Here is a 23,816-nt window from a genome sequence, read left to right on the forward strand (position 1 = left end):
AAAATTTACCTCTCTTTCCCTTTCCTTGGTTTTCGTTTCTGTTGTGGCTGCTGGTGGCGAATCTGATTCGGGTCTTTATTTCCCTGATTTCTCACCGGATCATTTCTATTCTCACGCCGCTCCGCTTCTTTCTTCCTTGCATTCTGTATTTCCCGAAGTTCCTTTCTGACCGATGGTTTCTCTGGTTTTTCCGGGGTAAATAACTTAGAAGTACCCTCTGCGGTTTTCTCTTGCTTCTTTGAGGTAGGCTCGGACAGACGGGATTTGGTCGTCTTTGCCAAAGAAGGGTTTTGCTCCTTACCCTCTTTCTTCACCGACTCTCCAAACAACTCGTCCATAAGCTGATCCTCCTTGGATTTCTGCGGATAATCTTTTTCCGGCTCTGCCTGTCCCTGTTTTTCTTGCTGAACCTGTACTTTTTCCGGCTTCTTTTCCTGCTTCTCTGATTTTCCGGCTTTTGCTTTTTCTGCACGTGTCCGCTCAATTTCCGTCTTAATCTTCGCTGCTTCTGTTACAGATGCAAACTGGAATCTATCTACGATACGGTTGATTCTTGGTGCATCTTCTTCCTTTACAATCACATCTATCAATCCGTCACTGCTTCCTCTTGGATTTCGGACTGCACAGTACAACACGCCATATCGTTTTGCTTCCTGAACAAATTGTTTCAGATCACTTTCTTTCACTGAAAATACCGTCAGTGGTCTACCTGATTTGACCAGTGTTTCAAGTCTTACTCTGCCTTTTGTCTTTTTCTTCTCTTTTAAGACTGCATACAGCATCACTGCCAGATGCTTCGCTCCTGTGCCACTGATCTTCAATGCTGCTTCACCGACTTCCAACGACATTCGGACCACCTGATCAGCGGCTTCGCCTGATGTGTTCATGGCTTTGTTCCTCCTTCTTCTCTTTTTCTTCCCGCACCATCTTAAATTTTTCTTCGATTACCTTGGAACGTGCGGCGATTCCATCACAAAGTACTGCCTCCTTTCTGAGCGTTCCAATTTTCTCTGTCAGAACTTTTATCTGCTCCTTCATTTCCTGTATTTCTTCTTCCGGTCTGTCTGCCCGGATCTTATAACGCAGGTGCTTCCGCTCCTCCACACACTGCTCCATTTTCTTCTGCAAACTTTCTTTCAACAAAAAAAGCTGCTCCGCAGTATCAATGTGATAATGGCAGAGCAGCTTCGTCTCTTTTGAAATGGTATTCAGTTTTAACAAATCCTCCCGGAACAATACATGCACCTGTTTGGCAGATATTGACAGGCGGTTCTTCGGCAGGATTCCTAAAAGATAACAGTAGTGCAGATACAATCCCCGAAGCCCTCTGATTTTTCTTGTCTGCTTAAAGTTGCCGGATACCTGAATCCGGTAATACTTCCCAACTGAAATTTTTTTCTCGGCAGGTAATTCATTTTCTTCCAGAATCCGAACCCGGATTGCTTCCAGCGAATAATTCTCTCCAAAGTTCCGCTTTAGCTTCAGACCTCGCTCTCGCCCTTCCGGACGAATAGTGATGTCTTTTCCAAACTTAAACAAGTATCCTTTTTCCCGCAAATAAAAAAAGAACTGTTTTTCAGTCCTCGCTTTTCGGATTGCTTCATCAACATCTGCTTTTACCATGCTATGATAACTCGGCTTTCCTTGCTGTTCTGCCTGCCACTCAGCATAATGTTTTCCTTTTCCCTGTTCCGGCTGCCCGACAACCGATAACTGGTATTCTTTACATAACCGGTCCGACACCATTCGCATATCCCGATAATCCTGATTTGTCCTGTGGTATCTTTTCCCGTCAAGGAATGAAACTGAGTTCACCACAAAATGATTGTGTAAATGATTTGCCTTATCCAAATGAGTTGCAATCAGCACTTGATACTGACTACCCCACAATTCTTCTGCCAGCTTCTTTCCAATCTCATGTGCCATTGCCGGATTACACTCTCCCGGTGCAAAAGACTGATATCCATGAAATGCAACAATCCCGCCTTCCTTTCCAAAACGCTTTTTGACTGCAATCATTTCTTCTCTGGCAGTTGTCGGTGCACAATTAATTCCCGATACATACTGTTCCATCAGTTCTTCCGATTCTCCGACAAGCTCTGTTTCTACGGATTCGGATTGTTCCCGTCTGGTCTTTTCGGCATTCACCGCATAGGTAATCACATCATTAAATCCCTGTAATTGCCCAGTTTCACTTTCTGAAATCAGTTCTTGGTTCGTCTGTTCTTTGGTCTTATCTGGATTTTCCGCATAATTGATGACTTTTCCAATCCAACCTTTGATGCTCCAGATTGATGTCACTGCCATGATTTATTTTTCCCCGGAAGTATCACTGCTTCTGTAATCTTACGGACTGCTTCATTGAACTTCCGCACTTCCTTATCGTAACGCTGCACATCTACCACATTTAACACATGTGCTTTCTGTGCGATCTGATTTAAGTTATTTCCAATCTTATGCAGCTCCCGCATCATAGAATAATAATCTGGCGGCGGTGCGTCTCTTGGAACAACACCAGAAATCAACTGTCTCAGGTAAGCTTCCCGGTTCAGTCCGCTTCTCTTTACTTTCTTATCCAATGCCTCTGCTTCTTTTTTGTTCAATCGGAAAAGGATTGCTACATTACGTTTTCTCAACGCTCCATCTCCTTTACTTTCTGTATAGAATCTGGTTCCTGGTGAATCTGGTGTTTTTCTTTATCGTAACTGTAAACTCTGTCTGAGAGAACCTCCTGCCGTTCCACTTCATTTTTATTTACTTCCCGTACCATTTCACCAAGCATTTTCGGTTCCATCTCTCCATTATCCGGAACAATCAGAACTTCATGCACAGATGACGGTAACACATAAAATCCTTCTGGAAAAAGCTGTTCCAATTTATTTAAAACTTCTGGCTGCGTGATCATAGATGCTCCATATTGCTTTTCTACATTCGTAAGTGCATACAGCATATCATGTGAACGAAGTCCAAAATCAACATTTTCATCTAACAGGTTTGTTGCATGTCCTTCTTCATTAAAAATACTCAACAACATTTCGTCCATTGACTGAAGAATCGGTGTATTTACAGGCTGTGTATTTGCTCTGGCCTGCTGGAACATTTCCTTTGCATCCACATTCCACATCTTAAGATGTTCATTTTTCACCTTCATAGTCGCTTTTCCATCGTTAGACTCTACCGGAAAATCCACATAACAGATAGCCGACAGATCTTCCATATTTTCATGAGGCATTTCCTGTAACATTCGTTTGTTTGCCTGGGTGTTCACAAGCATCACTGCCAGATGCTCCTTCACTGAATCATAATCCATTGGGTTAATACCACTGTGCAAAAACGGAACATTGCCTGCTTCTTCCATGCATCTTGCAATTTCATTCATCACTTTCTCAACGGGTTCACCCAAACGTATTTCATTGAAGAACGGTTCTACATAGACAACTGGGCACACATTTTCTTCCTGCAGTCTTACCTGGACTCCTACCATCTGGACTCCATTATTTTTATTCATCTGCATTACCTGAAATTCTGCATTCTCATATTTAGCTGGTAGAAAATTCCGGATGTCTTTTGCTACACCTTCCGCAAATACCTTTTCTGCTATCATTTCTTTTGCAATCATTTCTTCTGTTCTCCCTTCTTCTTGTTCATTTTCTTTAAATATTCCTGATATCGTCTTTCTGCTTTCTTCTTGTCTTTCATTGATACTTCAACCAGCATCTTGTATCTCCTTTCTTTTTGTCTACTGAATCTTGTTAATCTGTAATAGGCACATCAACACTACTCCTATAATGCCACCTACTAATACTCCACAAATAAACTTCAACATTGTTACTTTCTCCTTTTTCATTTTCTGAGGGTTTCAGGGATTCTCCCTGACAAGCTGCCGCCGGACTGCCAGACAGGAAAACTGTGTGGTAATCCAAAGGCGTTGCTTGCTGGTATTGTGTATTCTTCTGCACCCGTCTCACTGTTCCGGGTATCAGAAGATTTACTTGCCGAAAAAGCACTTGCTTTTTTTATTTTTTCAGTTCACAAATCCCGCAAGCTTCACACAAGTATTCACACTTTGTGCATCGTACATTTTCATCAGTTGCCATACATTCTTCACTTGCCGGACAATACTTTTGACAACTTTCACACTGCTCTGTACAGCTTTCTTCTGACACTTTCTCAGCAATAATTCCAAGTAATTCACTCTGTTCTTTTTCTTCTTTCAACTGTGTTTTCAGAAAAATCTTCAACAGTTCTTCACTGTCCACATCGTCTTCCATCGTCAAAATCAGCTTTTTCTTATGCACGACCTTCAGCTCATATTTTGCAATTTTCATGTTCTTTTTCACCTTCTATCTCTCATATTTTCATGACCAGACATACTCTTTTTCGTGCTTTTTTCTCGCTTTGTAATTGCCAGATTTAACTTGATGCAGAGCAGATCGTTGTAATCTTTTCCTTGTTTTGGCGGTACATCTTTTACCTGATATTGCTTTGGAAGCACTGCAGAAATTGCTTTTGTGGCAAGTCTCCCAATACGGTCATTGTCCAAATGCAGAACGATTGTCTTCACCTCTGGATGCATTTTTAATGTCCTGGTCAACGCTGCAGGGACTTTACTTTTTTCAATTTCTTTTTCTGGCTGATAGACACCTGCCAGTGACAATAAATGTTCTCTCCTCCACTCTTTCCCGTCTAATTTCTGCAACGTCGCATAGGATAACAAATCAATGGCTGACTCAAACAGATGCACCGTATCATTGGATTTCTCTGCAAAAATGGAAAAAGAATAATTCTTATCGCTTCCATTTGCTTCTCCTATAAAGCTGGTTCCGATTCCTCTAAGAGCTGCATATTTCGGATTATCTTTCTCATCCATCCCTACAAACACTACGTTATGATGAAATGCACTTTCATAAACTCTTCCGGACTCCAAACAAAACTGAATGATTTCCTTATCAATCCCACGTCCTAAAAGATACGCAATCACTTTCTGATCATCTTGATTTTTCTTTGGCAACAGTAACTGTTTCTCCATCGGAACATTCTCAGATACAAAAAGAGGCGGCTGAATATTTGCCCGTTCTGCAAGCAATTCAACCGCCTCTAAAAAACTGTATCCTCTTACTTTAATCAGATAATCCAATGCTGATCTGCCACCGGTTCTCTGACTCCACCACATCCATTTCCCATTTGATATTTTCAAACTATCGTGTGTTCTGGTAGTGTAGGTGTTGCCAGAAAAGTGAACTAATTCGTATGGTTCATAATTTTTCAAGTACGTAAGCAAATCCATCCGCTTGACCTCCCGCACGACCGATGGTGGTATATATGGCATAATTTTCATCTCCTTTCTTGCCTTAGATTGATATTATTGGGGATAATATCCGGGCATGAAAATAGCCAGGTGATTCCTTGAGTTGGAACCATCTGGCTATGTAAGGCACGTATATTCTTTTTTAATTATTTAATAATATTTCTTCTAACCGCTTAATTTCTGCATTAATCTTATTCATATCTGGACTGCGTAATTCAAGGTTAAAAGATACTACTTTTTCTCCAGAAATATCCTCTAAACCATAAGCTAATTCATTAATTCGTTTATCATAATCATCTATAAAATTCTCAATATCTTCTATTATAGATTTGCTCAACTCTGATGTATATTCTATCAATTTTTCGAACATTTCTGGAACACTAATACATTTAAAATCTAATGCCCAAAGATGATCGCTTTTATATACTTCAATCAATTTTTCTGCTACATAAATTATATACTCAGCATTTCCTGGCGTTCCACGTTCACCAAGTGCTTCTTTAAGAGCCTTATTAAGTATAACACAAAGAATATCATTTTTCCGAATAAGTTCTTTACTTTTTGCCTGAACATAATCAAAAATTTCTATAGGATTTTCAAAACAAACTGTTCTTTCAAATGAAATACCGTATTTCATATCATATCGCAAATCATCCAGTTTATTCAAATTATCTTTTAATACCTCTGCAAATAATAAGTACTCCCACAAAGCCGGTTTTTCAACTACTAATTCAAATACACGCCCGGAATATTTTAACACCTTAGGCGATACCCCTTCTTTTGAAAAATGTTTTCTTAAACATAAACTATCATTAACCAAATAAGCCAATTGATTTTTCAGACATTTTATAATATCTTGACCTGCGTTAAACTCGTATACCCAATTACTATCTTTGTTTCTTAAAGTATCTACAAATTCAAATATTTTTTTCGAATCTACAATATCTGAAAAATTCATTTCTTTATTTTTCTTCCAAACAGGCAAAATATTACTTACTTTTTGATCTATAAATACAAAAATCGGGATACCTTTTGCTTTTGCCCGTAAATACTCTAAATTAGTAATTGATTTTTCTCCATGATCTGTTATGTACCCATATCGACTGCCAACGATTAGTACCATTATATCAGCTCTTTGTTCTACGACTCGAAGACAGTTATTTATAGTATCTTTATCCGGATCTATTGGAAAAGAATTGTATTCAGATAATATGGCTTCATATCCTAAATCCGCTTCAATAAATTCTCTAATATCTTGCCTAATCTGTTTTAAATCATAACATGTAGAACTTACAAATATTGATGGTTTACGTGCCTCTCCTGAAATATATTGCATTTTCACGCCCTCTTTCTATTATGACTTTTTTCTATTTTTTATTAGTAAAATTATTGATAAAATATCAATATATACGTGCTTACTAATCTGTTTTAAAAATCAAATGCATGTTTGAATGACGTTGAAGTGAATTTATATCTTTTTCTATGTATTTCCACGTTTCTTTATATGTTCCTTCAACGGAAACTGATTTATCTGAAATAAAATCTATAAACTCCAAAACTTTTCCTTCATATTTTTCAGCAAATTCATCCGAAAGTATTTCTTTCTCATCATCTGAAAAGTCTTTAAGTTCATTGTATAAAACATGTTCTAAATTGCATGAATTAAAATATAACCTATACGGAATATTGCGGATTTTTCCAGTTGTGTACAACTTAAACATAATCTCTGATTTATGTGCATTTCTTTTTTCAACCTCTTCAATGTCAAAATATTCCATATGATCCTCATAATATTGAATATTTTCAACTTCTGCTTCCTTAATGCAATTTTTAGTAAATGCACCATCTGTGTCAGCTATATGAATAATTTTTACAAAATCTCCCCAATTATATCCGTACTTACTTTTGATAGTCTCTATTAAAGCACCTACTTTTGACACTACGTTTTCTTTTGTTGTACTATAATTAGATGTTATATCTCCATGAACAACTGCAAATTGCACTTCTTCCGAAGAAAAAAACTCTTTCAATATTCCACCTATAGCATTTTCATCACTAGGCCCCTCAACAATAACCGTAACTACCTTTTTTTCATTCACTTCGCAGTCTCCTTCCTGCTTTTCTAAATGCTCTCGCAATTTTCAAGCTGTCAGTTTCTTCATATATTTTTTCTTCCTGTCCACCAAGAGTAATACTTCTAATATACATACTTCGGAGATTATTAGATCCTTTCACATTTTTCATGTGAATATATCTATTATTTGGATTGGCAGTAGAAAACATAATACTATCTTTATCCAACATCTCTAATGCACGTAGATTGTGAGATGTAAAAATCAATTGTCCTTTTGCACTCTTATTGAAAATATCTAATAATTCTCCTAACATATACTCAAAAATTCCAGCATCTAATTCATCAATAACTAAGCAGATAGAAGAATTTCCAAATGCTTGAATTAGAACATTTAAAATAGATACTATCTTAATAATACCTTCAGATTCCATACGAATCGGAATCGTTCTTTTTCCTTCTCTATTCGACATAAGCTCAACTTTCCAGCCTTCTTCACCAGAATCCATTGCTTGCTTTCCATAATCTTTTATTTCAATACTCATTCCCGGAATAATTGTATATAAAACAGTATTGATTTGATCTACAATCTCATTAAGAATATCTTTCTTTTTAATATCTAAAATAACTGGTTCCATTAATGGAACTGCAAAATCCCCTTTCATTCCTGTTTTTTCCTTTTCAATGCGAAAAGCCATTGGGAGCAAGAAATTTGCAGAAATCAAACCGGAATGAGAACTTCTAATAACAAACAAATCTTTAAGTGCAAAATCAAACAATGCATGAATAACAATGGAATAATTCTTAAATTCACTATTTTTTTTAAAGAAAATTTCTCTACTATCTTTTCCAAAAATGTAAGAGCAATTACTCTTTTCTGCTATTTTTCGTGCAACAATAAGATCCATTTTTACATTTTTATCTTTCCCAACTAATTCTTCAACTCTTTTCAATGGTTTAAAAACAACATCTGTCTGAGTTCTTTGATAATCCATAAAAACATTCTTATTCGTTCTATTGCCATCTTTATTTATTGCACAATTCAAATATTCTCTTTCAATAATAACGCCATCATCTATTTTCGAAAAAATAATATGATACCCTACCTCATACAGTACGTTATCTCCAAATATTTTAAATTCAGCATTTATCTCTGCATTTGTTGAATCTGTATCGATATAATCTATAATCCTTTGATCTAATTCCTCACCAGTAATAATACCTTGTAAAAAATAAAGTGCATCGACAATTGCTGTTTTACCAGATCCATTTTGTCCATAAATTCCCAAAATCTCAGCTCTATTACATTCAAATTTTCTTTCATTAGCAAGCGGCATTATAATAATACCATTCTTTACATTTTTAATATTTTTTAAAGTTAATGATGATAAACGAACAACAATATTTCCCATAATTGCCTCCTATAATCCATTAAAATCGCATCTATATTCTAACACAAAACATTTGATTTTTCAATTTCATTTTACATTTTGGTATTTTTTATTCTATTTTTTAAATTATAATATTATTTATATTGTGTTCATTTTTTCATTATTTATTCGCTAGAATTATTGATTTGAGCGATATTATCCAAATAATACCACTCAAATCAATTACTTTATTAGATTGATTCTTCTATATTATATATATGTTTTATCTTTCCATCTCTCCCATCCTTCCTATCACATTCAACATCTTTTCTTCTCGGAAGCTGAGCATCTTTCCATTAGTTCCACCGACAATAATATGATCCAACAATTCTATTCCCAATAGCTGTCCACACTTCTGCAACTTTCTCGTAACAATCATATCCTCTTTTGACGGTTTCACATTACCACTGGGATGATTATGAAGTCCAATGATTGCAGAAGCATTTGCCAGAATACTGCTCTTAAAAACTTCTCTGGGAATTACCAAAGATGCATTAATCGTTCCAACACTGACCAGATTCATATTGATTACCTGTCCATTATTTTTCATATTCAAGATGCAAAATACCTCTCTGTCATATTGGGATAACTCCTTCGCCATTAATTCTACAACAGCCTGTGGACTGTCCAATGTCTGCTCACTATAAAGAGATGGCTCTTTTACCAGACGGATATTCACAACTTCCAATTCATTCTCCATCCTTCTGATCTCCTTTTGGAAATTCTACAACAAAAAAAATATTACTCTCTGAAGATTCCACATATGATTTCAATTGTGATAATGTCATTTCCAAATATTTAGGTTGTTCCACCATAATCTGCTCCTTTCGTTTCTTCCTTTACTTCTTTTTTTCCTGACAAATAGCTTATCACTTTGTTTGCCTTAATGCTTTTCTGCAGCTCACTGATAATGCACAGATCTGCTACATTCACTCCCGGCAAAGCAAGCATTTCATCCATCGCCATATTGACAATCTCTTTTTCCGTTCCGTATCCGGCATCAAATAAACGCTGTAATACTTTTATTGCTTTCTGATTTTTTCCCATTTCATCATCAAAGGGCAGCTTATCGCCGCCCTCTGTTTTACTCCTCCTCTTCTTTCTTTTCTTCAATTCCTAATCTCTTAACCTGTTTCTTTTTATTCCAGATACGAACTCCTATGATTCCGGCTGCTGATAATACCAGAATGGCTATCCATAAAATTGCATTTGCAGTGTCTCCTGTTTTCGGAGGGTTACTGGTTTTTGTAGTAGTACCCGGTGTCTCTGGGGTTGGTGTTTCCGGTACTTCTTTGATGGTTACAGTCTGACCTTCATCGTTGATTTCCTTATGCTCTGTTACCTTTTTCGGTTCTTCCAGATTTGTTATATCATACAGTTCTTCAAAGGTTACAAGCTGTTTTCTTCCAAGAGTGCTGCCATCGAAAGTAAACTCAATCTGCACTTCCATGTTTTCCTTGTCCGCTGTAAATTCATAATCATTGGTAACTTCTTTGCCATCAATGATCAGCTTTGCATTTTCTTCCTTAATCATCTGCCAACCAGACAATTTATACTTTGTACCGATTTCCAATCCTTCTAATGTAACTGTATCCACAATCGTCAGATCTTTTCCGGCTTCAATTTCTTTCTTACCGTTCTTATCCGTTGCTGTGGTATGAATCGAAATCTTTCGCTCTGTAATCAGGACTGTCTGACCTTCATCGTCAATGTCCTTATGCTCTGCAACTTTTACAGGTTCTTCCGGATTCTTCAGGTCATATAATTCTTCAAATGTAACCAGATTCTGTCCGCCAAGTTCTGATGCATCAAACGTATAAGAAACTTCTACTTTCATTTTCTCGCTGTCAGCAACAAAAGTGTAATCACTCTCCACACGCTTTCCATCAATGAGCAGTTCTGCATTTTCCTCTTTCAACATCTGCCAGCCTTTTAACTGATACTTTCTGCCTTCTTCCAGACCGTCCAGAGTAACTGTATCCACAATCGTTACTTTCTTTCCTGCAACAATTACCTTCTCACCTGTTATTTTATCCGTTGCTGTGGTATGAATGGTAATCTCTTTCTCATACTCATCAGTCAGTGTTCCAAGGTCTATTTTCACTTTATTTCTGCTTACAACAACTTCAAATGCAGGAATCAGCTTCATACCTTTGTTAGATTCACAAGCTAACTCCTCAATCTCATAAGTGTCATAAAGTAATGCACCTTTGCTATCGTCCGGCTCAGAAATTCCGAACCAGATACCGTCCTCACTGGATGTTCCGGCATTTGTATTTTTCTTATGAGACGCCCAATCGGAAGCAGTTGAAAACTGACCGTTTTTATCTGTTACTACGATATGGCTCTCTCCGGTTGTTTTGCTCGTAATCTTAAAAGGAACATTGGCAAGTCTCTTATGTGTGCCTGCTCCAATCTTTACTCCCTCCAAATCTCCACGTTTAATCTGGTTGTAAATGGAATGGCTTTCGCCTGTTAAATCCACTATTTTTCCATTTTCCGTAATCGAAAATTCAATCGCTTTTGCCCCGTCAGTCAGATAACCTTCCGGTGCTTTGGTTTCTTCCAGTTTGTATTTACCATATGGAAGTAAATCTGCCGATGTTGTTGCTACTCCGTCAATCCCTGTCTGAATTGTCTTAACTGTCTCATTTTTCTTGTACAGTTTTCCTTCTACCAGAACCGGATTCTCGTTCAGAGAAATAATTGCAAATGCTGCATCTTTTAATGTGGCACTTCCCTGTGCTTTGGTATCTTTTGTCTCTAAATCACGTTTTTGAATCTTCACACCACCTCGGATTACCTGGTCAGATACGGAATACTGGTTGCTTCCGGAAAGAACTGCAAGTTCTCCGTCCTCTGTGATCTGTGTCAGATACATTCCTTTTATCTGTTCTGTACTGTCTCCTGCCTGCATATAAGCTCCATCAAGTAAATATCCGTCTGGTGCTTTGGTTTCTTCAACAGTCAGTGTTCCAAGTGGTAATACACTTTTTTCATTCTGAGTGTAAAATGCATCTCCGGATACTTTGTAAGCATCTGACAGTTTTGTCACATAATGAATACTTCCGTCACTGCTCTTTTCTGCCACCGTTTTTGTAACCCAGGTACGTGTTGCTTTCTCTGGTAAGTTATCTTTTGTATAAAGTCCGTCATAATAATGCCAGGTAAACTCTGCTCCTGCCAGTGCTGCATTCCCCTGTGCAGTTGCTTTTCCTATCTCCATATCAATCTTGAACAGGTCTACCAGTGTCTCTGTTACTTTCGGAACATCTGAAACATTTAATGTAACTGTTTTTCCGGCTTCAACTTTCAGACTGCGTACTGTCGTATCCGGCTTATATCCCTTCGGTGCAGAAAGCTCTTTGATATAAACAGTCCCTGCAGTCACTTCAACCTCATTTGTATCTCCATTCTCATTTGTCGTAAGTGTTCCAATCTGATTACTGCAATTCTGGTCTGAGAATATGCCAAAGGTTGCCCCTGCAATGGAATACATCGCATTTCCATTTGTGACACTCTCATTTGCGGTTGTCTTTTTTACTTTTGCATTTCCGACATTCAGTTCTGCCCAAAACTGTCCGAGATCCTGTCCCTCTCCAGTATAGATATATCCGCCACATTTATAACGACCTTTGTTTGCCTGTACAAATGCTCTCGCTCCTGTATACACTTCATTCTGAATATCCTGTGAAATCTCAGAATATGCAGCTCGGACATTATCACACTGCCAGCCTAAATACTCACTCAGTCTCTGCCATACTACACACTGTTCCAACAGATATCCCTGATTCGCATTCAGGTTGCTGTGACTGCCTCTATACTGCTTTACATACTCCAGTGACAATGCCACATCTTCGATCTGTGTAGCACTCATACTGGAACTCGCATCGTGTCTGGTTTTATACCCATTTTTAAATCCGGTGTTAATATCTACACAATAGGCTGTTTCGCCCTCTACTCGCATGTGACCTTCATTGAATGTCGAATGAATGGTTCCATCATTCATCACATGTTCAATATATCCGACTCTCTCTGAGGATTCCGTCCAGTATTGTGTTTCCGCTGCCTGAACCGATGTAGTCGGTAATGCGGTTAAAATCGTGGTCAGGGTAAGAAGTCCTGTACACACTCGTTTCCATATCTTCTTCATTTTCTACAATTCCTTTCTTTTCAATCAAAAAAGACGTCCATCTGGAACGCCTGTTGTTGCTTTATGCTGTTTACTCCCTGCTTTCATGCAGGGTATGGGAATCTCTGACCTGCCGAAAGAAAAGAGGTTCCCGGCTCCTTATTGTCTTTTCGGCTGGTAATCTGCTGGTAAACCAAAGGGGTAGGGTGTGGGGAGGGGAAAACAGAAAAAGGCTGATTTCTCATTGACCGCCAACAGATAGACTTCTCCCTTGGTGTCAAAATGCCTATCGTTCCCTGCTTTTTTCCCGTTTCCGGTATAATTCCAGTGCTTTGATAATGGTTTCTTCCATTTTCTGCTGTGTAGTTCCCGATGGAAAGTATTTTTTCAGTCGGTTCTTCGGGATTTTCCACTGCTCTACCTGATTTGGCTTCTCTTCTGACATAATCGACAGCAAAACATCTTCATTCAACCTGCCCTCTGCTGAAAATTTGCGGATTTTGATTGCCTGTGCATGACTTGGAGTGCAATCTTCCGATTCCATGGTATCGTACAATATCTCCTGTTCTTCTTTTGGCAAATAAGACAGCTCCACCGCCGGACGCATGGCAATTTTCTTGTTATCGACCATATCAAGAATTTCCGGTATCAAGTAGGTTAATCGAATATATCTTCTGATTTGGTCTTTACTTTCTCCAACCTCCTCACCCAATAATTCATCAGAACGTTTTCCTTTTAACTTTGTCGCCAGTGGCGACGAAGTTAAATCAGTTCTTTGTCCCTGTCTTTTCATGACATCTAACCTCATTTTGTAAGCAAATGCTTTTTCTGATGGTAATATTTCTTCCCTTTGAAGATTGCTGTCAACCATGACAATAACTGCTTCGTCATCACTGAGATTTCTTACAATACAAGGTATATTTTCTAACCCTGCCAGTTCACTTGCCATTTTTCTACGGTGTCCAGAAATCATTTCATACCCACCTGTTGGCTTCTCTCTGACAAGAGCAGGAACCAATACACCATGTTCTCGAATACTTTCAATGGTCTCCACCATTTTATCATCCATTTTTACTTTAAATGGATGATTCGGAAAATCACTGATTTCATAAACAGAAATATTTTTTACATGCTCCTGATTCTTCTGGTCTCTTTCTTCCTGCGTGGTAAAAAGGTCATCGGCTGAGGGAAGATTCATGTTTATTTCTTTGCTTTTCGCCACACTGAATCACCTCCCTCGTAAATTCTGCATACGCCTTTGCAACAGTTCCATTCTTGTCATACTCATAAATGCTCTGTCCTGCTGCACTGCTTTCTGCCGCTGTGATAGCCACTGGAATAACCGTTTTGAAAATTCGGATACGTTTCCCGTAATTTTCTCGAAGGCTATTCTCTGTTGTCCTTGCCAGTTTTGTCCTCATATCTGCAAGTGTCAGCAATACTCCATCAATCTTCAGATTAGGATTTAGCTGTCTTTGTACCTTACCGATTGTTTTCATTAACTGCGTCATACCCTTTAATGGAAGATAATGAGCCTGAACTGGAACAATTACACTGTCTGCGGCAGCTAATGCATTGATAGTCAACATTCCCAAACTAGGCATACAATCAATCAGGATATAATCATAATCCTTTTTCAAATCTGACAGATACAGCTTTAAAGTCTGCTCTCTGCTCATGGCATTTACCAGTGAGATTTCCATGCCCGATAGCTCGATATTGGTTGGAATAACGTCTACTCCTTCTTCATGGTGCAAAATGCCTTCATTATACACAAACGGTTCGTCTTGTAATATCTTCTTCATCTGTGTATCCAACGTAATCGGAAGATTATCTGCATCAGTCCACCCCAATGCGGTTGTTAAATCTCCCTGTGGATCAGCATCGACCAATAATACTTTTCGCCCTTGATGTGCAAGACCGATTCCTAGATTCAATGTTGTTGTGGTCTTAGCTGTTCCTCCCTTCTGATTTGCAAGGGCGATTACTTTACACTTGGTCATGTGGATTCCTCCTTCCTCGAAAAATTTAATAGCCAATCCGTTTTACGGGACTGGCTATGTATAAAAATGAGTATAAAAAAAGCCGACTGATTCTTGGTTAAACCAATCGGCTATGTATTCTCAATTCGATAGCATTTGAGTTATATTAACATTTTTCTTTTTCAACCTACCATTTACGCCTTCTATAATTAATTTCGTATTATAAACCGCCAAAAATAATTGCTTACATTCTTTTTGACTAACACTCTTTTTACTCATTCCATGTAATAAAAAATTTCTGTTTAACACTTTTGTATCTAATTGAAAATCGTTACCATTTTCAAACAATTTCGTTAAATATGCTATAAGATTATTCATTTGAAGTAAGAAAAAACTTTGTTGTAAAAGATCTTCCTTTAATCCACTTTCTTTTATTTTTTTAAAAAATTTACTATCTCCTTTTCTCCTACTGTCCTTTTTAACTGGCTGACGTTTATATATCATTCCATCTATCATAGAACACAATATCATCGCACAAGCCTTATAACACTTATTATCATAACAATATATAGCTTCGTTCAAATCCTTATGATTTAGTCGCATTTCTTGTAAATCCGCAAACAAATCTTCCATATCATTTTTTCTCAAATATCGTAAAGCTATTTTATCTCTTTCCGACTTATCAGCAATTTTTGTTTTAAATAAACCTGCAGGTGCATGCGGAATTATTGTCCATCCATTTTCACCCCAATACTTTATTCCCTCATTCCAATCATCCCAATTAAATTCTGGTAATGAGCTTTTAAATTTTTCCAAAGAATCTCTTATCTGATTTTGAATGCCTCTAGCGATATCATTAAAATCTGAAAAAGCTGATGAAAAATCATATTTTGGAATTTGGTCAAACAGATTATTTCTCATTGTCGTAATTTTTTTCTGTATTTCTAACATTCCACTTTTCATATTTTCAAAAGTGTACTCATTATACTGTTTTACCGCATTTTCAATTTTTTTATATTCATCGTTTTCGTCATGATCTTCGTCATAGAATTCTTTCAACTTTCTATTTTGTTCTAATAATACCTTTATATATTTTTTACATGGTTCTGTTGGATCGTTTAAAATATCATTGATACTTGGACTACCTTCCCCTGTTTTATTTATTTCCAATTGTAGAATTTTTGCAATTTTATTTTTCCAATTTTCCTCATTTATATCTTCTATTAACTGTTCATAAACATAAATCGAAAAAATTGGTTTTATCTTATAGCTATTATTTGCTATCGATATTACATATTCCTTTTGCTCTGGAACATCAATAACTATTGTATCATCAGCTTCTGATATAACATCTTTTTCCATACTTTTACCTCGTTATTCTTTAGTCAACGATTCCAAATTTATTAAACACTTTTTCAACGTATATAATATATCACAATTCTGCCTTTTTGCTCTTCATTTTTAATTATACCACCTGTTTTGTGACTTTCTCATGCTAGGAAACAAAGTATTCTATAATATACCTCACCATCTAACTTTTCTCTATTATAATCTCAATTTCTCTTTTCATTAATCGGAAAATATTTCCACGATAGTTTATGAAAAGTTGGGGAATCTTACGCTATCATACGTTAAAAGTTGGGTAAATATTGGGTAATTACACTACTCCCCAACAAAATAAAACAGGCAATCTTCGCCTACTTATTTCAGAAGAATGAGGCGAAGTTTCATACGACAGTTGGGGAATTGAAATTCCCCAACTCACTCCCCAACTTTTACCCAATTCCATGCATAAATAGCGATAATTTACGATAAGTCAAAATTTATTCCCCAATACGCAAAAAAACCTTGAATCATCCCATTTTCATAGGAAATTCAAGGTTTTTCGTTGATTTACATGATAATAATACGGTTCAAATTCTTATGCGAACTGTAAGATTATGCGTTCATCTGAGCTGCAACTTCAGCTGCGAAATCTTCATTTTTCTTTTCAAGACCTTCACCTGTCTCGAAACGAACGAATTTCTTCAGAGTGATAGTTGTTCCGTTAGCTTTTCCAACTTCGTCAAGGTATTTAGCTACAGACTGTTTTCCATCTTCAGCTTTTACATATACCTGATCTAACAGACAGATTTCCTTCATCTCTTTGTTGATACGTCCGGAAATCATTCCCTGGATAACCTTTTCCGGTTTCTGAGATTCTTTCGGGTCGTTCATAATCTGAGCAAGAAGAATTTCTTTCTCATGTGCGATGTAATCAGCATCTACATCTGCCTGGCTTACATACTTAGCATTTAAAGCTGCTACCTGCATAGCTACGTTTTTCAGAGCTTCTTTAACAGCATCGTTAACAACTGCTGTATCAGCTTCTACAAGAACACCGATACGTCCGCCACCGTGGATATAAGATACTACACAGCCATCTGTAACGATCTTTTCGAATCTTCTGATGCTGAGCTTTTCTCCGATTACAGAAATCTTTTCTGTAAGTGCATCGTTAACTGTCTTAGAAGCATCTTCGTTCCAAGCTTCAGCCATGAATCCTTCCATATCTGTAGCTTTTGTAGTAAGTGCCTGATTAACAACTGCTTTTACGAATGCCTGGAAATCAGCGTTCTTAGCAACGAAGTCTGTCTCAGAGTTAACTTCTACGATAGCTGCTGTCTTATCTTCTTTAACGTCTGCCATAACAATACCTTCAGCTGCGATACGTCCGGCTTTCTTAACAGCCTTAGCTTCGCCGTTCTTTCTGAGGTATTCGATTGCTGCATCCATATCTCCGTTAGATTCGTTCAGAGCTTTTTTGCAGTCCATCATACCAGCGCCTGTCATTTCTCTTAATTCTTTTACCATGCTTGCTGTGATTGCCATGATTTTTTCCTCCATCTTTCAATATGATCTTTTGGATTGTTCGAATTATTCTTCTGTTGTTTCTTCAGCTGTTTCTACGTCTTCGCCTTCGTAAACTTCTTCTGCTTCGCCCTGGTTTGCTTCGATTACAGCATCAGCCATCTTAGATACGATAAGTTTTACAGCTCTGATAGCATCATCATTTCCTGGAATTACATAATCAAGTTCTTCCGGATCACAGTTTGTATCAGCAATACCGATCAGCGGGATTCCGAGTGTGTGAGCTTCCTGAACACAGATTCTTTCTTTCTTAGGATCTACTACAAAGATAGCATCCGGGATTCTCTTCATTTCTTTGATTCCGCCAAGGTTCTTTTCAAGCTTTTCCCATTCTTTCTTGATTTCGATAACTTCTTTCTTCGGCAGTACATCGAATGTTCCGTCTTCTGACATAGCTTCGATTTCTTTCAGACGAGCGATTCTGCTCTGGATTGTCTTGAAGTTTGTAAGCATTCCTCCAAGCCATCTTTCATTAACATAGTACATTCCGCAACGTTCTGCTTCTGTCTTGATTGCATCCTGAGCCTGTTTCTTTGTTCCTACGAAAAGGATCTTTCCACCTTCTGCTGCGATGTCAGATACTGCCTGGTAAGCTTCATCTACTTTTCCTACAGATTTCTGAAGGTCGATGATGTAGATACCATTTCTCTCTGTGTAGATGTACTCTGCCATCTTAGGGTTCCATCTTCTTGTCTGATGTCCGAAATGAACACCTGCTTCTAAAAGTTGTTTCATTGAAATAACGCTCATGTTTCTTTCCTCCATTGGTTTTTTACTTCCGTGTGCTTATGTCCGCGAACCATGCTTGTCAGCTTTGGCACCACCGGGATAAACCACACACGTGTTTTTTTGCAACGCTAGCATTGTATCACAAAAGCCCTGCATACGCAAGGCTTTTTTCAGGGTTTCCCCTACAGGTTCTCATATTTTTTCAAAATCAGCAGCAAAAAAGCTGATATCCGACAAGGAGGCACAGCAGAACGATCAGAATTCCGATAAATATGCTCGGAATAAACATCATGATCACCATACCAAGTGCCACAAAAAACAGTGCAAAACCAAATACCCGTTTCATCTTCGTTCCTGCTTTTTCCTCTTTTACAATAAATATATGCCAGAAACCTACGTCTATTCCTGATTTTCCGGAGAATCTGCTTCATTTAACAGATCTGCCACATCCTCTTCGGTCATTTTATCCTCAGATGGGGATTTAAAACGGTCAATCACATCCGGGACCATATCCAGGATCTTGGTCATGGTATCCTGATTCTTGATGTTGACCAGTCTGGTTGTTCCGTTCTGGATCACAAGCACTGCACTTGGAATCATCTTGCCGCCAAGTCCGCCGGCTCCTCTGTCCTTTTTGTCCGCATGAAATGCCCCTGCCCCGATTGCAAAAGATACATCAACAAGCGGAAGAATGATCGTATCTCCGATGTGGATCGCATCTCCTACAACGGTTTTGGATGATACCACGCCGTTCATCCCTTTAAACAATGCATCTACTGTCTCTTTAAACTGATTATCTACTGCCATTTTTTCGATTCCTCCTGTTATTTTCTATCGAATGCTTTACCATTTAAACTCCCTGATATCATGATAAGTGCTGCGAATATTCTTATCCAGCAGCATCTTTGCTGCAAATACTGCCATATGAACTGTTCTTAGTCTTCCTTTTACATAAACGGAACCTTCCAGTACCCGCTTTTCAAAATCCGGTTCCAGATCCATATTTTCTCCGATAAATGCATAAAACATTCCACAAAGTGCCAGTACCTGTCCGGTATGGTAAGGATCTTCAAAACCGAAATGCAGTTTTACGCGAAGCTTTTTCGGCTTCAGAAAATGCTTCACCCAGACCAGTTCCTTTTTGCCACGTGCAAAAGCTGCTTTATGATTTTCCTGTTCCAGGAACTCCAGAATTTTATCTTTTTTATCTGCGATATTTTTTATTTTATCACATAAATTCTTCCATGTACATTTGATCTTTTCCAGGATTTCCCGAAGCTTCTGACTGAGCTTCCGGATCAGTTTTCCAAATGCTTTGACTGGTTTCTTCCGCTTTCGTGGAGTTTTGTGAGCCTTTCCGGATCCTCTCTCGTCATGAACATCCTTTTTTTCTCTGGATTCACTTTCCTTTTCCGGTGTAGCATTCTCTTCTTTTTTTTCTGAAAATGTTTTCACCTTCGTGTCAGGACTTCCCTGTGTTTCTGTTTTGGACTTCTCATCTTTCACGTCCGCATGCTCTGGCTTTGCATACGTTCCGCTTTCGGCTCTCTTTTCCGGCAGCGTCTGCGGCTTCTTTACATCTGCCGCATCATTTCTTTCTGCCGTTCTCTCACTGGCATTCTCCGCACCGGCTTTTTTTCCGCCATCCGGCTTTTTCTCCTTCTTTCTCGTCGGTTTATCTTCCGCTTCCAGAACATCTCCCAACTTCTTCCAGGCAATCCGCCCCTGCCATTTCACATCACCGTTCCGATACTCCACTCTTCCTGCAATCAGATGAAGCAGCCATGAAATCTTAAGATTCCCCTCTGCATCTTCCAGCTTTCCCGGAAACTCGGCACGCAGTTCATACCTCAGCGGTACAAAGAGAAGGACACCGATCACAAGTAGCAGGATTCCAAGAATCACCAGAAGAAGAATCCCGATAATCTTCAAAATCAATCCAATGATATGTAGAATCATGCTTCTTCCCTCTCCCGCTCTCTGATGTAGGACCGGATATCCAGATCCCCTGTTTTTTCATAAACTTCCTTTGCGATCTCTTCTACCAGATACAGCGCATCATCATATCCGCTTGCAAGACCAACTGCGAAAATATCATCATCGATCACACTTCCCTGGCGGAACATCAACGTCGAATAAAATTCCAGCTGATTTTCCCCTTCTTCGATCAGTGCGATCACATAAGTTTTCAACGGATATTTTTTTTTATTCAGTTTTGCAATCACTTTTTCTTTCTTTTTTGCCATGCTCTCACTGACATAAAGATTTTTGTAAAACCTCATGTGCGCTGTCTCCCCGACCTTTAATTATTATAGTAAGAATCAAACACCTGCTTTGCGACACTGACACCAGTAATGGTCGCTGTATCTGCATCCTCGACACAAACGCTGATCGCCAGCTCCGGATTATCCACATTGGAAAATCCGACAAACCAGGAATGTACTGTATTTCCATCTTCACTGACCTCGGCAGTTCCGGTTTTCCCTGCCACTGTATAAGACGCACCTGAAAGCGCAGCTCCGGTACCATAATCCACAACCGCCTTCATGTATTCCGTAAGCTGTGCAGCTTCAGATGATGTCATAAGCTCTTTGTAGCTTTCCGGCATATATTTCTTCACCGTTGTGCCTGCATAATTTGTAATCTTGTCCACCAGATACGGCTTCATCAGCTTTCCACCATTTGCGATCGCCGAAACGATCATCGCCATATGGTACGGACTGACCTGTGTCTCTCCCTGACCAATTGCAGTCATCATCGTATCTGCATCTCCTGCATCTGTTTTCAGGCGGAAACTGCTTTCATTATATTTCACATCACCCGGAAGCTTGCTGTTAAACAGCATCTGTTTGGCAGTCTTTCTCCATTCTGCCTTATCCAGCTGCAGCCCGATATTTGAAAACGAAGAATTGCAGGAATTTGCAACCGAATCCGTCAGATTCTCTTCCCCATGAGCAGTGCTGTTATAACAGTGGATCGTCGCCCCATTCTGTGAAAATTCTCCATTACATTCAAACGAATAATTATTATAATCTGGATTCTGCCGCATAAAAGCAAGTGTTGTCACCAGCTTGAATGTCGACCCCGGTGTATACTGTCCAAGTGTAGCCCTGTTAAGAAGCGAACTGTTCTCGTCATTGTTCAATGCATCCCAGTTTTCCGAAACATTATTCGGATCAAATGACGGCTTCGATACCATTGCCAGAATCTTCCCTGTACTTGGCTCCATCACGACAACTGCACCTTTGTTATCTCCCAGTGCATTATATGCTGCATTCTGCAGGTTCGCATCCAAGGTTGTGACCACCGTATCTCCCGTATTCTTCTGGTCTTTAAATTCATTCGCCAGCTTTTCCAGGAAAAAGGCATTTGAAGTCAGAAGATTGAAATTCTGTGAGGATTCCAGTCCGGATTTTCCTTTTGCGGCATATCCGACAACATGTGAAAACACTTCTCCCTCCGGATATTCCCGTGTTTCCGATCCATCGTCATTTGTCACAGTCTGTGCAAGCACTTCTCCATTTTTATCTGTAATACTGCCACGCAGCACACGGTCCGCAAGAAGATCCTGACGGATATTGTACGTGCTGTTGACAACCTCTTTACTTTTTACCACATTAAAATAAACCAGATATCCCATCAGTACCAAAAACAGTGTTACAAAAATATAAGTAACTCTCGTCAGTTCTTTATTGGTCATCTGCTTCTCTTTTTTCTTACTGGCTCCGCTTCTTTCTGCCTGTGCTTCTTTCGGACGCCGCTGTCCGTTTTTTAGGCTGCTGCGTTCGGCCTTTTTCTTCGGTTCGCCATCCGTTCGTCTGCTGCGGCTTTTTCCTTCTGCCTTCTTCTTTTGGTCGTGATACCCGCTCTCGTCTGGCAGGCTCTCCAGCTGCTGATCCAGATCTGGAAGTTCGTCTTCTCTGTAATTTTTTTCTTTCAATGTCTTCTTCCTCGTCCTCTCTTAATACATACAGTCCCTGAATGATCGCAAACATAATGATCGTACTGAGAACGGAGGTTCCACCGTAGCTTACCAGCGGAAGTGTCACTCCGGTAGACGGAATGAACTTTGTCACACCTCCGATCGTCAGAAATGTCTGAAAAATATAACAGGTTCCAAGTCCCAGTGCCACCAGTTTATAAAAGCTGTCCCGAAGCTGCATCGCAATATTCAGAAACATCATATAAACACTGACACATACCAGGATCAGACAAAGTGCAAAAATCAGTCCCATTTCCTCCGCAATTGCTGAAAAAATGAAATCTGACTCTGCAACAGGTATCTGATCTGCCGCCCCTTGAAAAAGTCCCATTCCAAACCAGCTTCCTGTACCGATCGCCATCAAGGATTGTGCCACCTGATAACCACCTTCATTGTAAACGGCAAATGGATTCTTCCATACCAGTACACGCACACGGACGTGGTTAAATAACTTATATGCCACAACTGATGCCCCACTTCCTGCAATCAGTCCGGCAAGTACATAAAGTGGTTGTCTGCTTGCCACATAAAGCATCACCAGATATACAGCAAAGATGATCAGCGCCGCACCAAGGTCTTTTGACACAACCAGGATCAGTACATGCATTGCTGCCACTGCCGTTGTGATCACAATATTCTTAAATGAAGTGTCATTCTTCAGACTCGCCGCAACGAAAAATACAAAAATGATTTTCACAAGCTCAGATGGCTGAAGGGTAAAACCTCCGATTGCAACATTCAGCATCGCTCCTCCAGTCACACGTCCTACAATGATAACGACCCCAAGCATTACAACACCTGCAATTGCATAGAATATTTTCCATTCTGACAGAGCTTTTACCTTCCGGATGATGACCGGGATCACAAGACTTATCGCTACGGATGCACTGACAATGATAAACTGCTTTACCGCAAGCGAATACGAAAGTCTGGTGATCATAATAAAACCGATTGCCATCAGCATACACATATTGTTTACAACCAGCCGCGACACCCGCGGGTAAATTTTTGTATACAGCAAAATAACTGCCAGAAACAGTACCACCTGCATCCCGTAAAATCCGATCATTTTTGTTTCATTTTTCTGCAGATACATCACCAGAAATGCAATCATATGAAGCAGAAACATCAGCACATTCTGCTTTCTGAAAATACTTCTCTGTGTATACTCATCTGCGTAATTAAATACTGCAAAACATTCAAATGTATAGACCAGCATCAGGGCTATCATCAGATATTTTGACAGCTCTACAATTATATTGACCAAAATTC

At 38.9% G+C, this 23,816-nt stretch carries 24 protein-coding genes; all 24 read right to left on the minus strand.

Going from position 1 to position 23,816, the window contains the following annotated elements; translation table 11 throughout:
- Positions 1-5: 5 nt before the first annotated feature.
- The gene (locus PG840_RS08150; RefSeq protein ID WP_021740714.1) at positions 6-887 is read right to left on the minus strand and encodes a DUF3801 domain-containing protein; all 882 of its coding nucleotides are present in this window, start codon (positions 885-887) and stop codon (positions 6-8) included.
- Entirely contained in the window at positions 862-2,307 is a 1,446-nt protein-coding gene (locus tag PG840_RS08155) for a relaxase/mobilization nuclease domain-containing protein (RefSeq protein WP_195484231.1), read from the minus strand. Before PG840_RS08155 ends, PG840_RS08150 begins: the two co-directional genes overlap by 26 nt.
- Complete coding sequence (locus tag PG840_RS08160) at positions 2,298-2,636, minus strand: plasmid mobilization protein (protein WP_195484232.1); 339 nt, start codon at positions 2,634-2,636, stop codon at positions 2,298-2,300. Before PG840_RS08160 ends, PG840_RS08155 begins: the two co-directional genes overlap by 10 nt.
- Complete coding sequence (locus tag PG840_RS08165) at positions 2,633-3,619, minus strand: DUF5688 family protein (RefSeq protein ID WP_270206080.1); 987 nt, start codon at positions 3,617-3,619, stop codon at positions 2,633-2,635. Before PG840_RS08165 ends, PG840_RS08160 begins: the two co-directional genes overlap by 4 nt.
- A gap of 120 nt (positions 3,620-3,739) precedes the next feature.
- The gene (locus PG840_RS08170; protein WP_006426179.1) at positions 3,740-3,847 is read right to left on the minus strand and encodes a DUF3789 domain-containing protein; all 108 of its coding nucleotides are present in this window, start codon (positions 3,845-3,847) and stop codon (positions 3,740-3,742) included.
- A gap of 169 nt (positions 3,848-4,016) precedes the next feature.
- Positions 4,017-4,328, minus strand: a complete 312-nt coding sequence (locus PG840_RS08175) for a hypothetical protein (RefSeq protein WP_006426180.1) — start codon at positions 4,326-4,328, stop codon at positions 4,017-4,019.
- 8 nt (positions 4,329-4,336) lie between these two features.
- Positions 4,337-5,329 (minus strand): DUF3991 and TOPRIM domain-containing protein, encoded by a 993-nt coding sequence (locus PG840_RS08180; RefSeq protein ID WP_207733044.1) that lies wholly within the window; start codon positions 5,327-5,329, stop codon positions 4,337-4,339.
- Between the two features lie 121 nt (positions 5,330-5,450).
- Positions 5,451-6,644 carry a DUF4062 domain-containing protein gene (locus PG840_RS08185; RefSeq protein ID WP_195484234.1) on the minus strand — a complete coding sequence of 398 codons (1,194 nt, stop codon included), beginning with the start codon at positions 6,642-6,644 and terminating at the stop codon, positions 5,451-5,453.
- A gap of 82 nt (positions 6,645-6,726) precedes the next feature.
- A complete protein-coding gene (locus tag PG840_RS08190) occupies positions 6,727-7,407 on the minus strand; it encodes a hypothetical protein (protein WP_055181143.1) in 681 nt (226 codons plus the stop codon).
- Positions 7,400-8,791: an AAA family ATPase gene (locus PG840_RS08195; RefSeq protein WP_195484235.1), complete on the minus strand. Its 1,392-nt coding sequence runs from the start codon at positions 8,789-8,791 to the stop codon at positions 7,400-7,402. The genes PG840_RS08190 and PG840_RS08195 overlap by 8 nt, the downstream gene beginning before the upstream one ends.
- Positions 8,792-9,032: 241 nt before the next feature.
- Positions 9,033-9,509 carry a JAB domain-containing protein gene (locus PG840_RS08200; protein WP_195484236.1) on the minus strand — a complete coding sequence of 159 codons (477 nt, stop codon included), beginning with the start codon at positions 9,507-9,509 and terminating at the stop codon, positions 9,033-9,035.
- A gap of 98 nt (positions 9,510-9,607) precedes the next feature.
- Positions 9,608-9,922: a hypothetical protein gene (locus tag PG840_RS08205; RefSeq protein WP_082432805.1), complete on the minus strand. Its 315-nt coding sequence runs from the start codon at positions 9,920-9,922 to the stop codon at positions 9,608-9,610.
- Entirely contained in the window at positions 9,894-12,962 is a 3,069-nt protein-coding gene (locus PG840_RS08210; protein WP_207733046.1) for a VaFE repeat-containing surface-anchored protein, read from the minus strand. The genes PG840_RS08205 and PG840_RS08210 overlap by 29 nt, the downstream gene beginning before the upstream one ends.
- Positions 12,963-13,227: 265 nt before the next feature.
- Positions 13,228-14,163, minus strand: coding sequence for a ParB/RepB/Spo0J family partition protein (locus PG840_RS08215; protein WP_195484237.1), 936 nt, complete (start codon positions 14,161-14,163; stop codon positions 13,228-13,230).
- Positions 14,117-14,944, minus strand: coding sequence for a ParA family protein (locus PG840_RS08220; RefSeq protein WP_195484238.1), 828 nt, complete (start codon positions 14,942-14,944; stop codon positions 14,117-14,119). Before PG840_RS08220 ends, PG840_RS08215 begins: the two co-directional genes overlap by 47 nt.
- A gap of 120 nt (positions 14,945-15,064) precedes the next feature.
- Positions 15,065-16,285: a hypothetical protein gene (locus PG840_RS08225; protein WP_195484239.1), complete on the minus strand. Its 1,221-nt coding sequence runs from the start codon at positions 16,283-16,285 to the stop codon at positions 15,065-15,067.
- 576 nt (positions 16,286-16,861) lie between these two features.
- The gene (gene tsf / locus PG840_RS08230) at positions 16,862-17,794 is read right to left on the minus strand and encodes a translation elongation factor Ts (protein WP_044999250.1); all 933 of its coding nucleotides are present in this window, start codon (positions 17,792-17,794) and stop codon (positions 16,862-16,864) included.
- A gap of 45 nt (positions 17,795-17,839) precedes the next feature.
- On the minus strand, positions 17,840-18,583 hold the full coding sequence (gene rpsB / locus PG840_RS08235) for a 30S ribosomal protein S2 (RefSeq protein ID WP_044999249.1): 744 nt from the start codon (positions 18,581-18,583) through the stop codon (positions 17,840-17,842).
- Positions 18,584-18,770: 187 nt separating this feature from the next.
- Positions 18,771-18,908: a hypothetical protein gene (locus PG840_RS08240; RefSeq protein WP_008375213.1), complete on the minus strand. Its 138-nt coding sequence runs from the start codon at positions 18,906-18,908 to the stop codon at positions 18,771-18,773.
- Positions 18,909-18,961: 53 nt separating this feature from the next.
- Positions 18,962-19,369 carry a GerW family sporulation protein gene (locus tag PG840_RS08245; protein ID WP_055155563.1) on the minus strand — a complete coding sequence of 136 codons (408 nt, stop codon included), beginning with the start codon at positions 19,367-19,369 and terminating at the stop codon, positions 18,962-18,964.
- 36 nt (positions 19,370-19,405) lie between these two features.
- Entirely contained in the window at positions 19,406-20,521 is a 1,116-nt protein-coding gene (locus PG840_RS08250; RefSeq protein ID WP_195250243.1) for a DUF2953 domain-containing protein, read from the minus strand.
- A complete protein-coding gene (locus tag PG840_RS08255; protein WP_270205273.1) occupies positions 20,518-20,844 on the minus strand; it encodes a hypothetical protein in 327 nt (108 codons plus the stop codon). Before PG840_RS08255 ends, PG840_RS08250 begins: the two co-directional genes overlap by 4 nt.
- A gap of 20 nt (positions 20,845-20,864) precedes the next feature.
- Positions 20,865-22,202, minus strand: coding sequence for a peptidoglycan D,D-transpeptidase FtsI family protein (locus PG840_RS08260; RefSeq protein ID WP_270205284.1), 1,338 nt, complete (start codon positions 22,200-22,202; stop codon positions 20,865-20,867).
- Positions 22,203-22,278: 76 nt separating this feature from the next.
- The gene (locus tag PG840_RS08265; RefSeq protein WP_117556003.1) at positions 22,279-23,811 is read right to left on the minus strand and encodes an FtsW/RodA/SpoVE family cell cycle protein; all 1,533 of its coding nucleotides are present in this window, start codon (positions 23,809-23,811) and stop codon (positions 22,279-22,281) included.
- Between the last annotated feature and the right edge of the window lie 5 nt (positions 23,812-23,816).

This window comes from Coprococcus sp. AM97-35, from assembly GCF_027697525.1.
GTDB classification, from domain to species: Bacteria; Bacillota; Clostridia; order Lachnospirales; family Lachnospiraceae; genus Allocoprococcus; species Allocoprococcus comes.